Raw genomic sequence first — 14,230 nt, 5'->3', positions numbered from 1 at the left:
GACGTCTGGATTCGTCATCGTGTATGCCCCTCTACATGGAGTGGAATCTAGGCCTCGACAGATAGTTACTCACGAGAGTCAGTACCGTCACGTCACCTTGAATACGAACCCGCCCACTCATTTTCCTGGTTGAAGTTCGCATTTTCAGGTGTTGTCAGACCCTCAAACGGCCAACTGAACATGAACGCTGCACCGTCGGGCACATGGTTGTTCCGGTAAAAAGTAGGGTGGTGCGGCTCGCTGCCGGGAAGATGATGCGGATCCGGATGTACCAAGCTCATTCCATTCCAGGCCGGCTGCTTCCCGCGCCGCGACAAACCTTGCTCACTCGGGACCGGTCCGATAATTGTTTCAGCTTCAGCACGTACGGGTGATCGCCTCTCTGCCTCTAGTGGACCAAGGACGTGTTTGTCCGCCCGCGAGACATCCGGAGCCGTATACCCGGCGAGAAAAACGAAAATTAGAACAACAAGAACGTTGTTCATGACCATACTTCTTCTCCTGTCATGCGGTATGAAAGAGCCGTATCGTTCGCTCCCTGCTGCAGAGAGGTTCTCAAGAGCTCTGATGAACGGGAAGCTACGGTGGCTGACCCGATCTCCATACAGGTGAGCCGACGCAGCCGCCGTTCAGTCACGCGCTTCTCAGAGGATCTCTTGCTCCCGCTTGCAGCCAATCATCCTCGGCATGCCCATCCACGTCACCACGTTGGAGGTACAGCTCGTATGTGCGCAGGGCGATTCCGTCTAGATCGAACTGGTCATCGTCTTCTAGTACCACTCCGTTCCCTTCCGGCTTATCACTCTTCGGCTCGTCACTCTTCGGCTCGCCCCTTTCATGCGCCGCTCCCTTATTGATTTACTCGACCTCTTTCCGTGCGACGTGATTGCTTGAGATACATGGCGGAACGCCTTCCGTTCCGCCTGGACGACGTTGGTCAATTACCCAATCGTCCCGTATAGGGGTGCACATACTCCACAATGACCTTTCTATCTTCACCGACAACCGGCTTATTAACTCCAGCCGTTCTGAGCGGGATAAGGAGATAGGCGTTGCCTTTCGAATCGACTACCTCCAAGTGCGACACCTCTTCGTCCACATCCTCCACGTTCAGCTTCCCTGCCATGGCAGCCTTAGGCTTGAGTTCCATGCCGATTTTCCCAGGCTGGTCGGACGCGAACCCGGTCGGTCCTGTGGGCAAGAACGCCATAGTGATAATGGATAGAAGTCCAACTTTCGACATATCTGCTACGTTCATGGTCCTCTCCTTATGGTTTGATTGAACGACATGTGCGTCTAATGAACTGTATAAGATGTACTATACATCTACAAATAGATAATAAAGTCGTAATACATTTAAAAATGCAATGTATATCATAGCCGGACAGTTCTCTGGCTACTAACCACTATACGAGTCAAAGTTCGTTCATGAAACGGGCGCGAGTAGATCTGCAATCCCTCAGTGAGGCTTGTGTCATCGTTGATCTGGAAAGGCCGGACTAGGTCTACAGAACATGTGCGCTCCCTACCGCCTCGCAGAGATGGCAGCGATAGAGACGTTGCAAAAGTAGCGTCCTTCGACTATCTCACGGGCATCGTCGTGGACATGACCGTGGCGATGAGGATGTACAACGGTATGCCGATCGTGACGTTGTAAGAAAAGGTTAGGCCAAGCGAGGCGGCCAGTCCAAGGGTTGGACTCGCTTCCGGAATGGCGAGTCGTTGAATCGCAGGAACGGCAATATACGAGGCCGACCCGCAGAGAACGGCGAAAAGAGCGTAGGTGCCGATTTCAAACGGATGCCCAAGAAACAAACTGTACCCGTGCGCGGCCAGGATGCCGAATACGGCGAAGACATTGGGAGCCATCAATCCGAATAGAACGAATTTCCAGCCTGCGGTCCGCACGTCTTGGAGCCGCTTGCATGCCGTCATGCCCATCTCGATAAGGAAGAGGCATAGGACGGCCGGGAACAACTGAACAAACAATTGATCATTGGCGCCGGTTACTTTCGCACCCTGCAGGCCGGACACGAAGCCGATGACGATGCCGCCGAACAATAAGTAGAGGCCCGAGTTCAAGAAGACTTCGTGGAGCACTCCCTTGCTGAAGATACCGGGAGCTTTGACGTTGTCTTGCAATCTCGACGGCTCCACCGCCCGGGCAGAGCTAGGTCCTGTCGCTCGTGCGGATTTTTTGGTTTCGTCGAGCTCGTCAAGCTCGTCGATTTGGCCGTTCCCATCCAAGCGCCTCGCAGAAGGATCATATCCGGGCTCGCCCGGCATATTCCCTAACGCATCCATCAAACCGGTTGCCCGCATGCGGGCCACGAGCGCCAGGGCGACCAGACAGCCCGGGATTTCCATGACGGCGAGCAGGACCGGCATATAAGCTGCGAAGGCGATGTTGGAGGCAGTCAGGACGCCCAGACAGGTAACAAACGTTCCCGCCGAATCGGAACCGTAATAGCCGGCCACAGCCGCCGCGTCAATTTGACGGATATTCGTCCGGCGAAGCACGACATACGCCACGACACCGATCACAAGATTGGCCAGAAACCCCACAACCATGAATCCACTGGCGCGACCCAGATCCCCCGCCGAAAGGGACGCCAGCTCTTCGCCTCCATGCCAGCCAATCGAAATCAACAGATAAATGATCAGACCTTTATAAATGGCGTAAGGAAACTCAAAGGGCACTTTCAGGAGCGGTACCAGAAATCCCAGATAAAAAAACAGCAGCAATGGCTTGAAGAGATTGTGCAAGAAGTTATCAAAGAATTGCTCGAGCACGGATGCCTCCCAATGTGATGAGGCAACATTTTTTCATTAGTGAAGTGGAAACCCACCACAACGATGGGATTCGTGATCCTGTCCTAGAGCAAATCGTGTTCCAATCTGTGAGCAGGAATATCGGGGCAGATTTATTGGAAGTTATGACCGTACGGCTTCTATGAGGAGGAGCGATTGTGCAGAGATTCGCTTCGTGCGAAGATTGGAGTGCGTTGGCGCACGCCTCGCACGTTGTCATGTGCTGCAGCACCCGCAGTAATCACTGCGAATCAATGCACATCTGTTCGAGTTGTCCCGAAAACGAAGAATAGACGCAGACCTTATAAACAAAAAGCAATACAAAACGACTCAAAACTAGGCGAAGGGATCATCAGTCCATATGAATCAAGTTCTCGTTTCCGATCATTGGTCCGGCAAATATCCCGAAGCCGGGTGACGTTCTTATCCTGAGTTCAGAGGCAGATGAATTGGTGTTGGTGACGCCATGTGAGTCATTTGCCTCTTAGCGGTCACGGTTCAAATACAGGAGCATAGGCTCGCCTTGTGATCATACCCATGAAGACACCATCAGCCGTCCTATTCGGCCCAGTCGTCGAGGTCTATTTATCTCCTCCTAACGGGGGCATATTGGGCATGTTGATAGCGGTGCGTTCGAGGCCCATGATGACCGTCAGAGCCGAAGGAGCATGCTGGACGATCTCCTTTTGCACTTCGATGCGGCGCAGATCCACGAACTCCGTCGCTGATAGTCCCAGCGACTCCCGATAGGCCCGGTCTGCGATGCCGCGCTGCCGTTCTGCTTTTTCGCGCGCTTCTTCCGCCTTTTGGAATTCCGCCATCGTAATCTTCCGCTGTTCCTGCACGATGGTCTCAGTCGTCTGCTGCACCACCCCTTTCGGTGGCATAATGCTGCCGACCACGATGCGGTTCAGCCGGATCGGAATGTTTTGCTTGTCGACCAACTTGGTTTGTACTTCACGCGCAATGGCATCCTGCAGTTTGTTACGCGTAGTCGGATCAGTCGTCAACTGGAACAGCGGATACTTTTGTACTTCTTCCCGCACAAAGGTCCGGAAGGCTTCTTTCACGTTGTTCTGATACCAATTCGGGCCATACTTGGCGATGAGATCGGGAGACCGACCCTCGACGACGTTGGCAATGAGGAAAGCGTCAAATGACACCGGGGCGTTCTCAGCGGAGATAATGTCGAAATGCTCAGAGTACTGGATCGGCCTGACATCGACATGGATCGCTTTGGTTGTCGGCACAACCCAGACGCGCCCCGTCTTGCTAGGAACCGGATCAACTCCTCCATGACCAAAAATAAACGGCTGTTCGACCAGCACACCTTCATGCCCCGCTTCAATCGCCACACACGCGGTCCCCATCAGTAACAGTCCGACCGCGAATACGATTTCTGCTATGTTCCGAGCGGGTCGTTTCATGTGTTCCTCCTCAGGAAAGCGCTATCGCTCTAAGGGTTCCCGGCTCAATTCCTTTGACAAGTCCGACTCATTGAACCGATCATAGGACTCATCGAGGTCAAATTCGTCTTTGCTCTGCTACCTTTCATATGCGTGAATAGGTCATAGCCGCAGCCGAGCGCCTCAACGGTCAGGATGGGGCGCACCAGCATCTCTTTACCTTCCATGATAGCCGGGGGCAGAGCCACCGGCATGACCCGGTGAAGAAAAGCCACCACCATCCATATGGCTCAGGTCCTGGACCATCGGATCTGCTGACGACCGACGACCCCACCACGGGTCGACCGCACCAGAGTGGCCGTCGACGCTATCGGGAATATCGAATGATGGACCTAGAAAATCACTATAGGATTTCGTGTCCCTGTCACTGGAACGGTCCCGAGCTTCACGTTCACCCGTCAATTTTCCTCCCCAGGTTCCACTGAGCAGCTCGTCACTGCTGTAGCTGTAAATCCCTTTACCTCCGAGGTCCGGGCGCTGCTGCACTTTGAGGATGAATGATTTCGGTGCGTTCGCGTTCATTTCGGAGTCTTCGCACCGATAGCGTTCGACCATCTTGTGGATCAATGAGTTGGCCTCAATCCTACTGACATTGACTGTGTCAGGGGCGGTCCAGGGGTTGCCGGAGTATGGGAGTCTCCCTGCTGAAGCCACCGTCGGTGCGGACAACCAAAACACCATCAGCAGATAAGCACATGTTCTCACCATTGCACACCTCCTCTCTCATCAAGAGGTTCTGTTGCCGTCCAGTTTTCCGGCATCAGCGTACACCGAATATGCCGGTTCCTCGTCTCATCTCTACCCCTCGTGGGGGGGCAAGAATGAGACGGTTGCGGTTCGGAGATCGTACATCGCTCCGGCGATCGCAATAGCTCCTTTGTGTTCGAGTTCGCGCAGAATTGCGCTCTCCTTACGTATGACGCCGATTGTTCGCTCGACGTTTGCACGCGCGACTCGCTCCACGAACGCGACATCGCTTGACCGGCGAGGTCCGTCGTATGAGGTTTCAGCCACCGCGGGTTTAATGCGACCGAGGAGGCCCGTGAGCTGGCCCAGCTCGACGCCGTCGATCGCCCCGACGACCGCGCCGCACGACGAGTGACCGAGTACGAGCGCGACCTTCGCTCCGGCTACGTGGCAGGCGAACTCTAGGCTGCCGAGAATATCGGGATTCGCGACATTGCCGGCGACTCGAGCGTTGAAGACATCCCCGATGCCCAAATCCATAATAAGCTCGGCGGGAGCGCGGGAGTCTATGCAGCTCAAGATCACGGCGACCGGATACTGCCCGGCGGCTCGCTCCCGCTGTTCCCGCAGAAAATCGCGATTGACGCGCAGTCCCCTTCGGAACCGCTCATTGCCGTCCTTCATCATGTTGATGACGTTAATCGGAGTTAATCGGTCACGATCTTCTTTGGATGAGGCCAGTACGCGAGCCGTGCTGAAAAGGTCGAGGCCTGCGGCGCCCAAGACGGCGGTGGCGGCCAAGAACTGCCTTCTAGATGTCATGGTCGTCCCTTCCTTTCGATGATCGTACCCGTGGTGCTCCATGCCCAAGAGTCCATGATCGATCGTGAGTTCACCGTACCTGATTCAGCAGTATTTCCCGCTCTGCTTGCAACCAATCATCCTCTGCGTGGCCGTCCATTCCGCCACGTTGGAGATACAGTTCGTATGCACGCAGGGCGATCCGTTTTTGAATCGACAGGACCTCATTGTCTGGTGTCGATCCGTTGACTTTTGTCTTGCGATCCTTACCGTTTTCGCGCTTCATGGCTCTTCTTTCCCTCATGAAAGGTGATGTCTTGACATATTGCCGTGCCCGCTCCACTGCCTGAGATGCGAGGAGGGACGTTTATGTCCCTCCTCGTTGACCTTGCTTAATTACCGAGTCGCCCAGAATAGGGGTGCACATACTCCACGATGATCTTTCCGTCTTCCGCCACGACCGGTTTGTTTCCTCCGGTCGTTTTGAGCGGAATCAGGAGGTACGCGTTGCCTTTCGAATCCACGACTTCCAAATGCGAGACCTCCTCATCCAAATCCTTTACGTTCACCTTCTCTTGCATAATGGTTTTGGGCTTGAGTTCCACGCCGCCGCTTTTAGCGGAAGCGTCGGCGGCAAATCCGTTCGGGACCGCAAGCAGTACCGCCGCAGCGATAACGGATAGAACTCCTGCTTTCGATAGACCTACACTATTCATGGTGTCCTCCTTATGGTTTCGAATGAACGATGTACGCACTTGAGAAGTCTCTATAAGAGTCATCTATACCATTACAAATAGATAATTATGGTCTTCATCCATCCAAAAACTAAATGTGACATGATTCTGGCCACATTCTGAGAACAGAGATTATGGTTACCTTTTCGTCTAATAACATTGAGGGGAAGACTCTAGAGCCGTCTTCTCAATAGTTGGTATGATTGCAGAAGAACGGAGGCTGCTATGGGCGGCAGTCCCCATGATCGGAATACAAAACCGCCAAGTGTCACGTGGACGATCGCCGGTATTCTTGGTCTACTCATCATCGCTGTGCTCTCGATCGTCCCTCTTACCCTCTCCATCAGCCAGAGTCGTGAGTCTGATGCTGTCATGATCGACACAGCAGGGCGACAACGGATGCTACTGGAGCGTCATATGGAAGAGGTGATCTTGTTTGCCCAAGGAGTCGACACTCAGTATGCTCGCACGCGTACAGCGTTACGTGAACGCCTGACGTCGCTCATTCACGGCGGCCCCATCTCCCCCTACTTTGACTTGGACACAGAGGTTTCCGTTCCGCACGCGCCAACCGATGACATTCGGGCTCGATTCATCGAGCAGGAGCGCCTGCTGGAGTCTTTCGTGGTCGAATCAGATCGTTTTCTGCGGACACCGATGAGCCCCGCCCAGCAGAAGCACGCGCGTGATGCGCTGCTCGTTCACAATGCTAAGCTGGTCGAGACTGCCAATGACGCGGTTATCCTCTTGACCCAGCATTCATCAAAACGCCTCGAGCAACTCATTTGGCGGGAAGTTGTGGCTGCTCTGCTCGTCATTGCGATTGCTTCGATCCTCACCTGGCGTTTTCTGCAGACCGAGAAGGCCTTGCTGGCAAGTCAAAAGGCTACCTTGGACGCCTTGCGTCAGAGCGATGCCCTCAAGTCAGCCTTGATCTCCTCCGTCTCGCACGATCTGCGGACGCCTTTGACGGCCATTAAGACAATGCTGTACAGCCTCCAGGATGACGCTGCGGTTCATACTGAAGGAGTTCGCAAGGAATTAATTCGGAGTATTGACCGAGAGATTGATTACTTGGATCGGCTGATCGGCAATCTTCTCGACATGTCCCGCATCGAAGCAGGGGTGCTCACCCCGAAGAAAGAGTGGCACATCATGGATGAACTGGTAGAAGGAGCCATTCGTCGAGTGAAGAGAATCAGCACACAACACCCGTTGGAGGTCCAGCTCGCGCAGAACCTTCCCCCTCTCTTCATCGATGGACTACAAATCCAACAAGTCCTCGTGAACCTGCTCGACAATGCCATCAAATTTTCATTTCCCGGTTCTCCGATAAGACTCACCGCTTCTTTGACGGGAGACAGTCTGAAAGTCGGCGTCTCGAACGCTGGGGAAGGTCTGCATTCTGATGAAGTGGTTCGAATATTTGAGCGATTCTACCGAGTGCGTTCAGGGCGTTCGGCAGCGACTCCCGGCCTTGGCCTTGGATTGGCGATCTGCAAGAGCATCATTGAAACGCATGGCGGCTCGATCGTCGCTCATTCTGTTCCGGGAGAAGCGACGACGATCTCATTTCGATTGCCGTTGATCAAGACCATGCCGATCTCGGCACAGGCGGTGGCGCATGCGTAACACGTGGAGGAAGCGATGAAGGCTCAAGGAGCGAGAATCCTGGTCGTTGATGACGAGCCGCAGATCCGTCGATCACTCCAGATAAGCCTGGAAAGCAAAGGCTATGCGGTGGAGACCGTAGACTCGGGCCCGCTTGCGATCAGCTCTTTTTATAACCGTCATCCCGATCTCATGATCGTTGATGTGCTGATGCCGGGGATGAACGGCGTCGACGTGGTTCGTCGGATCCGTGAATCCTCCCCGGTGCCGATCATCGTGTTGTCGGTGCTCGGCGAAGAACGGCATAAAGTCGACGCACTCGAAGGGGGAGCGGACGACTACATCACCAAGCCCTTCGGAATGGAGGAGTTGTTGGCCCGTATACATTCATTGTTGCGGCGTGCGGCAGGTGCGCACAGCGCGCAGCCTGTTTTTGTGGCCGGGAATCTTTCGGTGAACTTCGATCGCCGTGAAGTTTCGCTCGACGGCCTCTCGGTCAAACTCACGCCCACGGAGTACGACCTCTTGAAGTACATGATTGAGCACGAGGGCAAGGTCCTCACGCATCGGATGCTGCTACAAGAAGTGTGGGGGCCTGCCTACGCGGAACAATCGCAGTATCTCCGAGTGTTCGTCGGTCAACTCAGAAAGAAACTCGAGAAAGATCCAACCCGTCCGCAGTTCATTCGAACAGATCCCGGTGTCGGCTACCGTTTTTGCACCGACTTGGATTCTTAATTCTGGAGCCAGGTGCCCTTGCGATTTATCCGTCCAACGTTCTCTATCTGCCTGATCCGAACGATTCAATCGATTAATCTTTACGCCTTCCTGATGTGAACGAGCTTACCCAGGTATCGAATCCTTATCCAGGCTAAGGGTAACCTGTCTTCAGGCAACTCAGGGTTATACAGAAGCCTCATGAAAGAGCAACTACAGAACAAACCGCCTCCATGACAGAGAGCCAACCATGAAAAGTTGAGAAAGAGGCAAGCATGGGCAACGGGGTCTCTCGGTCGCGGGGCGAAGATGAAGCGGTCATGTTTCCTCCTTCTCACTGCCCGCGCTGTCGCGGATTGATGTACTCGGTAAGCTATGGAGATTGGGGAGATACACGGAACACACAACCGATTCGGGCGTGGAACTGTCTTCACTGTGGAGAGATGGTTGATCCGGTCATCTTGGCGAATCGACGTCAAGGGCAACCTCCAGCGAGGAAACCAAATCGAGCGAGATTGCCGACAGGTATGTAAGAAAGAGCTGGAGCAATTCATATGTCTTCCTTCAGAAAGCCTCAAGGAGACAGCCATGACCAAATGGACACTGACCATAGGCATCGCATGTAGCGGCATCATAGTCGGCATGTCCCTCGCAACGGCGAATCCTGCCTTGCTCCCCAAGCATCCAGGTCATCCGATGGCACCCATGAAGGATCCCGTCACGGAACAGTCGCTGACGCATGACACGGGCCAACAGGCGAATCAAAAGGATATGGCATTGGAGGAGGCTGCTCGATACCACGATCGAGAATCAGCGCAGAAATTGGAAGCCGATCCAATAATTGAGTCATTAGGAGCAGGACGTCTTCCGAAGGTTCACGGATACCCAGAGTATAAGATTGAATCGCCCGTCACTGAGGCGATTGACCCCAGCAAGTCTTCCTCAGCTGGTATCGGGAATCATTAAGGCTGTCAACATGTCCTCCAAGGACGGACATGTGCGGGAAGGACTGAGAGATGGCACAACAATCTGTCTTGCCGAATATCTGTTCAAAGCCCGACGGACACGGAACGAGTCATTCTTGAGAAACTCCAAGAGGAACGGAGCTTCACAGTGGAAGAGCTGTGTGATGAATTACCCGAACTCAGTTGGTCTCAGGTGTTTCTGGCAATCGACGTGCTCAGTCGCCGCGGAGACATTCATCTGCGCCGCGAGGCGTTCATCTACACGGCAAGAACGGCAACCCTTCCCTTCACTGGAACGGAGGGCCGTACATGGAGCGACGCATCATGATCATCGACGATGATCGATCGATCTGTAACGTCCTGAGCGAGCTGGTTCGTGTCCTCGGTCATGAAGCCCTCGCCTTCACGGATGGCTGTTCGGCACTCGCCACCATGGCACTGGAAGCGGGACGCTCGCGACTCGATCTCGTCTTACTGGACCTGAACATGCCTGGGATGAATGGCATGGCAGTGCTCCGAGAAATGAGAACACGGCACCCGGGCATTCCCGTCATCATGATGTCCGAGACCTCGGATCAGGAAAGTTTTTCGGAGTCGATGGCACAAGGTGTTAAAGGGTGGATACGAAAGCCGATCGACGTGGAGATGCTCAAGGATAAGCTGGCAAGGACATTTCCATTAGATCCTTCTTGAAACGATCCTACCGGCCAAGGAGGGCCTGTGGGTCACGATGTCCACCACACGATCACCGTCCAAGGAATCGTACAGGGAGTGGGATTCCGCCCCTATGTCTATGGGCTGGCGTCTCGATTAGGACTCAAGGGTATTGTTCGGAATGACTCCAAGGGAGCGGTGATCGACGTTGAAGGAGATCCTCTCATCCTGGACCAATTTGTCAATCAACTCGTCAAAGAAGCGCCGCCGCTCTCCAGCATCGAACAGATCGAAGTCGGATCTGCCCCCATTGCGGGATATCGTGGATTCTCCATTGAACGTAGCGTGGTCCATGAGGAAGCAGCCGTATTTATCGCCCCGGATACGGCAATGTGCCAGGATTGCCTTAGTGAACTCACGAATCCGAGAGACCGCCGCTACGGCTATCCGTTTCTGAACTGCACAAATTGCGGGCCGCGCTTCACGATCGTCACCGATGTGCCATACGACCGGGAACGGATCACGATGGCCGGATTCACGATGTGTCCCGCCTGCAAGTCAGAATACGACAATCCTCTGGATCGCCGATTCCACGCCCAACCGACGGCCTGCCCCGTCTGTGGTCCTCAGCTCCAGGTGACCGATTCATCTGGAACCGTTGTCCCCATCAATGATCCAGTAGCCTTTACCGCGATCTGCCTGAAAGCCGGTCTGATTTTCGCCATCAAGGGACTTGGTGGCTACCACCTCGCCTGTGATGCGCAGCGCAACGACATCGTGATGGAGTTGCGGAAACGGAAACATCGCGAAGCCAAGCCTCTGGCCGTGATGGTGCCATCACTTGAGGCAGCCAACCGACTGTGCTGGATCAGTGCACATGAAGCACAAGTGCTGACGTCTACGGCCCGTCCGATCGTCCTACTGCAGAAACGAGACGACTGCTACGGAACTGAAGCTGTGGCTCCAGGCCATAGATACCTCGGTGTGATGCTTCCCTACACGCCGCTACACCATCTGCTCATGCAAGCCTTGCGTAGTCCGTTGGTGATGACGAGCGGAAATCTTACCGACGAGCCGATTGCCTACAAGGATCAGGAGGCCATCGAGCATCTGTCCAGCATCGCCGATTATTTCCTGGTTCACAATCGTCCCATTCACATGCGCTGTGACGATTCCGTCATTCGAGTCGTCAAAGGAACAGAGCAGTTCGTGCGCCGTTCGCGAGGCTATGCCCCACTCCCCATTTCCCTGAAACAACCCGTCCCGGTTCCGCTGCTCGCTTGCGGCGGCCAGATGAAGAATGCCTTCTCACTGGCAAGAGGTCGCTACGCCTTCCTCAGTCACCACATCGGCGACCTCGACGACTACCGGACCTATAAGTCGTTCCAAGCCGGCGTGGAGCATTTAAAAAATCTCTTCAGCGTCGATCCCGAGGCCGTCGCTCATGATCTCCATCCCGGCTATCTGTCGACACAGTATGCCCGCTCGTTGAGAGGGCTGCCGCAGATCCCGGTACAGCATCACCATGCGCATATCGCCGCCTGCATGGCGGAAAACAGTCACGACGGTCCGGTTATTGGCGTGGCGTTCGATGGAACCGGCTATGGGACGGACGGGCACATCTGGGGCGGGGAGTTCTTGCTCACGGAGTATCACCGCTTCGACCGATTGGCCTATCTGGGCGAACTACCGCTCCCTGGCGGAGAACAGGCCATCCACCAGCCATGGCGCATGGCTGCCGCATGTCTCTATCACGCCTACGGGGATGCGATGGCCCGGCTCGACCTCCCGTTCCTTCATCGCATGAAGGACCGGGTATCGCCGGTGGTCAAGTGGATGATCGCCAAACAGATCAATACGCCGCTCACCTCCAGCGCCGGCCGCTTGTTCGACGGTATCGCATCCTTAGTGGGAGTGCGAGACGAGGTCCAGTATGACGCGCAAGCGGCGATCGAATTGGAGCTGCTGGCAGAGGAGAGAACCGAGAAGGATCTCTATCCCATCTGCTTCCACGATCAAGGGAACGGGTTTATCGCCGGGACGCGTGGGATCATCAGGGGCGTGGTGGACGACCTCGTGATCCACACGCCTGCTCCTGTGATCGCCAGCCGCTTCCATAGCACGATGGCGGCGCTCATCCACCAGACCTGCCGCCGTATCCGCCGGACGACAGGGCTCCGTGACGTCGCGCTGAGCGGAGGCTGTTTCCAGAACGTGCGCCTGCTCACCGAGACCGTCGAACGGCTTTCGGCCGACGGATTCAAGGTTCTGACACATCATAAGGTTCCGCCGAACGACGGAGGGCTCGCGCTCGGACAAGTGGCGGTAGCCGCCGCAGTGTTGGAAAAGGGGAGGAGAAAGGAATGGCTGCCATGTGCCTAGCGGTTCCAGGAAAAATCGTCGATATCTACGAAGAAGACGGATTACTGATGGGCAAACTCGACTTCGGCGGGACGATCCGAAAGGCCTGTCTGCAATACGTCCCTACCGCTACCGTCGGCCAATACGCTTTGATCCACGTCGGGTTCGCGCTGGCGACGATCGATGAGGATGAGGCCTCGAAAACCTTGGCGCTACTCGAATCCTTGGGTGAAATGGACGGGGCGTTCAGCGGGTCCGAGCCGGTCACCGCATTTGATCAGCGAGGGACATCATGAAATATGTCGATGAGTTTCGGGACAAGCAGGTTGCCGAGAAGATCGTGCGGGAGATCACCAGGCTGGCGACGAAAGACTGGACCATCATGGAAGTCTGCGGGGGACAGACCCACTCGATCGTCAAGCACGGCATCGATTACCTTCTGCCGAAGTCGATCGAACTCGTGCATGGGCCCGGCTGCCCGGTCTGTGTCACCTCGCTGGAGATGATCGATAAGGCTCATGCGATCGCGGCCCGTCCCGACGTCATCTTCTGCACCTTTGGCGACATGTTGCGGGTGCCGGGCTCACGTGTGGATCTCTTCCGTATCAAATCCCATGGAGCCGATGTACGCACCGTCTATTCACCGCTCGATTGTCTGCCGATCGCGCAGAACCATCCCGATAAGCAGATCGTGTTTTTCGCGATCGGGTTCGAAACGACGGCACCGGCCAATGCGATGGCAGTCTGGCATGCCAACCGCCTAGGTTTGGAGAATTTGTCGGTCCTGGTGTCCCATGTGCTCGTGCCTCCGGCCATGACCGCCATTCTGGAATCCCCGGAAAATCGCGTGCAGGCCTTCCTCGGTCCAGGCCATGTCTGCACCGTGATGGGCTACCACGAATACGAAGCCATCAGCCGACACTATAAGGTTCCCATCGTCATCACAGGATTCGAGCCGATGGACATCTTAGAGGGCGTATTGATGGCCGTTCGGCAATTGGAAAGCGGACGGGCAGAGGTTGAAAACCAATATGCCCGCGTAGTCTCCCAGCTTGGCAACACATTCATGCAGGAACTGGTCGAGGCCGTGTTCGAGATCTGTGATCAGAAATGGCGCGGCGTCGGCGCGATCCCGCACAGCGGCTATCGACTCACGAACGGCTTCGCGTCGTTCGATGCGACGCAGCGGTTCCACGTGGAGCAGATCGACACGCAGGAACCGTCCGTCTGCATCAGTGGAGAAATTCTCAAGGGATGGAAGAAGCCAGGGGACTGTGAGGCCTTCGGCAAGGCCTGTACACCGCACACTCCGCTCGGGGCGACGATGGTCTCGGCCGAAGGGGCCTGCGCGGCCTATTACAACTATGGCCGGCACTTGGTAACGGTCGGTGCCGGAACCACCGAGACGAACTGAAGAAGAGCC

At 55.2% G+C, this 14,230-nt stretch carries 16 protein-coding genes; 8 read left to right on the top strand and 8 right to left on the bottom strand.

Annotation, left to right across the window (positions count from 1 at the left end):
• Window positions 1-92 precede the first annotated feature (92 nt).
• The 8 genes from A4E19_09580 to A4E19_09545 all read right to left on the bottom strand — a co-directional run bounded on the left by A4E19_09580 (window position 93) and on the right by A4E19_09545 (window position 6,481).
• A complete protein-coding gene (locus A4E19_09580) occupies window positions 93-491 on the bottom strand; it encodes a hypothetical protein (protein ID OQW30550.1) in 399 nt (132 codons plus the stop codon).
• Window positions 492-937: 446 nt separating this feature from the next.
• Window positions 938-1,258 (bottom strand): hypothetical protein, encoded by a 321-nt coding sequence (locus tag A4E19_09575; GenBank protein ID OQW30549.1) that lies wholly within the window; start codon window positions 1,256-1,258, stop codon window positions 938-940.
• A 323-nt stretch (window positions 1,259-1,581) separates the two neighbouring features.
• Window positions 1,582-2,793, bottom strand: coding sequence for a sodium-dependent bicarbonate transport family permease (locus A4E19_09570; protein OQW30548.1), 1,212 nt, complete (start codon window positions 2,791-2,793; stop codon window positions 1,582-1,584).
• Between the two features lie 599 nt (window positions 2,794-3,392).
• A complete protein-coding gene (locus A4E19_09565; GenBank protein OQW30547.1) occupies window positions 3,393-4,238 on the bottom strand; it encodes a hypothetical protein in 846 nt (281 codons plus the stop codon).
• Between the two features lie 195 nt (window positions 4,239-4,433).
• Entirely contained in the window at window positions 4,434-4,985 is a 552-nt protein-coding gene (locus A4E19_09560; protein ID OQW30546.1) for a hypothetical protein, read from the bottom strand.
• A gap of 90 nt (window positions 4,986-5,075) precedes the next feature.
• Complete coding sequence (locus A4E19_09555; GenBank protein OQW30545.1) at window positions 5,076-5,828, bottom strand: carbonic anhydrase; 753 nt, start codon at window positions 5,826-5,828, stop codon at window positions 5,076-5,078.
• A 28-nt stretch (window positions 5,829-5,856) separates the two neighbouring features.
• Window positions 5,857-6,051, bottom strand: coding sequence for a hypothetical protein (locus tag A4E19_09550; GenBank protein ID OQW30544.1), 195 nt, complete (start codon window positions 6,049-6,051; stop codon window positions 5,857-5,859).
• 106 nt (window positions 6,052-6,157) lie between these two features.
• Window positions 6,158-6,481, bottom strand: coding sequence for a hypothetical protein (locus A4E19_09545; protein ID OQW30543.1), 324 nt, complete (start codon window positions 6,479-6,481; stop codon window positions 6,158-6,160).
• Window positions 6,482-6,724: 243 nt separating this feature from the next.
• Between A4E19_09545 and A4E19_09540 the strand changes: the two genes are divergently transcribed.
• The 8 genes from A4E19_09540 to A4E19_09505 all read left to right on the top strand — a co-directional run bounded on the left by A4E19_09540 (window position 6,725) and on the right by A4E19_09505 (window position 14,221).
• Window positions 6,725-8,131, top strand: coding sequence for a hypothetical protein (locus A4E19_09540; GenBank protein ID OQW30542.1), 1,407 nt, complete (start codon window positions 6,725-6,727; stop codon window positions 8,129-8,131).
• 15 nt (window positions 8,132-8,146) lie between these two features.
• Window positions 8,147-8,848, top strand: a complete 702-nt coding sequence (locus A4E19_09535; protein OQW30541.1) for a DNA-binding response regulator — start codon at window positions 8,147-8,149, stop codon at window positions 8,846-8,848.
• 354 nt (window positions 8,849-9,202) lie between these two features.
• Window positions 9,203-9,793, top strand: a complete 591-nt coding sequence (locus A4E19_09530) for a hypothetical protein (protein OQW30540.1) — start codon at window positions 9,203-9,205, stop codon at window positions 9,791-9,793.
• A 147-nt stretch (window positions 9,794-9,940) separates the two neighbouring features.
• Complete coding sequence (locus tag A4E19_09525) at window positions 9,941-10,120, top strand: hypothetical protein (GenBank protein OQW30539.1); 180 nt, start codon at window positions 9,941-9,943, stop codon at window positions 10,118-10,120.
• A complete protein-coding gene (locus tag A4E19_09520; protein ID OQW30538.1) occupies window positions 10,117-10,485 on the top strand; it encodes a hypothetical protein in 369 nt (122 codons plus the stop codon). Before A4E19_09525 ends, A4E19_09520 begins: the two co-directional genes overlap by 4 nt.
• Before the next feature lie 51 nt (window positions 10,486-10,536).
• A complete protein-coding gene (locus tag A4E19_09515) occupies window positions 10,537-12,828 on the top strand; it encodes a hypothetical protein (GenBank protein OQW30601.1) in 2,292 nt (763 codons plus the stop codon).
• Window positions 12,819-13,103 carry a hypothetical protein gene (locus tag A4E19_09510; GenBank protein OQW30537.1) on the top strand — a complete coding sequence of 95 codons (285 nt, stop codon included), beginning with the start codon at window positions 12,819-12,821 and terminating at the stop codon, window positions 13,101-13,103. The genes A4E19_09515 and A4E19_09510 overlap by 10 nt, the downstream gene beginning before the upstream one ends.
• On the top strand, window positions 13,100-14,221 hold the full coding sequence (locus A4E19_09505) for a hydrogenase formation protein HypD (protein ID OQW30536.1): 1,122 nt from the start codon (window positions 13,100-13,102) through the stop codon (window positions 14,219-14,221). The genes A4E19_09510 and A4E19_09505 overlap by 4 nt, the downstream gene beginning before the upstream one ends.
• Window positions 14,222-14,230: the final 9 nt, after the last annotated feature.

Origin of the sequence: Nitrospira sp. SG-bin1, from assembly GCA_002083365.1 — a bacterium.
Lineage (GTDB): Bacteria > Nitrospirota > Nitrospiria > Nitrospirales > Nitrospiraceae > Nitrospira_D.
Note: the sequence above shows the minus strand (reverse complement) of the source record. Positions and strands in the feature narration are given on the sequence as shown.

Excerpts from the sequence above, each read along its gene's own strand:
- A4E19_09580 (OQW30550.1), bottom strand. The coding sequence starts at position 491 with ATGGTCATGAACAACGTTCTTGTTGTTCTAATTTTCGTTTTTCTCGCC.
- A4E19_09575 (OQW30549.1), bottom strand. The coding sequence starts at position 1,258 with ATGAACGTAGCAGATATGTCGAAAGTTGGACTTCTATCCATTATCACT.
- A4E19_09565 (OQW30547.1), bottom strand. The coding sequence starts at position 4,238 with ATGAAACGACCCGCTCGGAACATAGCAGAAATCGTATTCGCGGTCGGA.
- A4E19_09560 (OQW30546.1), bottom strand. The coding sequence starts at position 4,985 with ATGGTGAGAACATGTGCTTATCTGCTGATGGTGTTTTGGTTGTCCGCA.
- A4E19_09555 (OQW30545.1), bottom strand. The coding sequence starts at position 5,828 with ATGGAGCACCACGGGTACGATCATCGAAAGGAAGGGACGACCATGACA.
- A4E19_09550 (OQW30544.1), bottom strand. The coding sequence starts at position 6,051 with ATGAAGCGCGAAAACGGTAAGGATCGCAAGACAAAAGTCAACGGATCG.
- A4E19_09545 (OQW30543.1), bottom strand. The coding sequence starts at position 6,481 with ATGAATAGTGTAGGTCTATCGAAAGCAGGAGTTCTATCCGTTATCGCT.
- A4E19_09540 (OQW30542.1), top strand. The coding sequence starts at position 6,725 with ATGGGCGGCAGTCCCCATGATCGGAATACAAAACCGCCAAGTGTCACG.
- A4E19_09535 (OQW30541.1), top strand. The coding sequence starts at position 8,147 with ATGAAGGCTCAAGGAGCGAGAATCCTGGTCGTTGATGACGAGCCGCAG.
- A4E19_09530 (OQW30540.1), top strand. The coding sequence starts at position 9,203 with ATGGAGATTGGGGAGATACACGGAACACACAACCGATTCGGGCGTGGA.
- A4E19_09520 (OQW30538.1), top strand. The coding sequence starts at position 10,117 with ATGATCATCGACGATGATCGATCGATCTGTAACGTCCTGAGCGAGCTG.
- A4E19_09510 (OQW30537.1), top strand. The coding sequence starts at position 12,819 with ATGTGCCTAGCGGTTCCAGGAAAAATCGTCGATATCTACGAAGAAGAC.
- A4E19_09505 (OQW30536.1), top strand. The coding sequence starts at position 13,100 with ATGAAATATGTCGATGAGTTTCGGGACAAGCAGGTTGCCGAGAAGATC.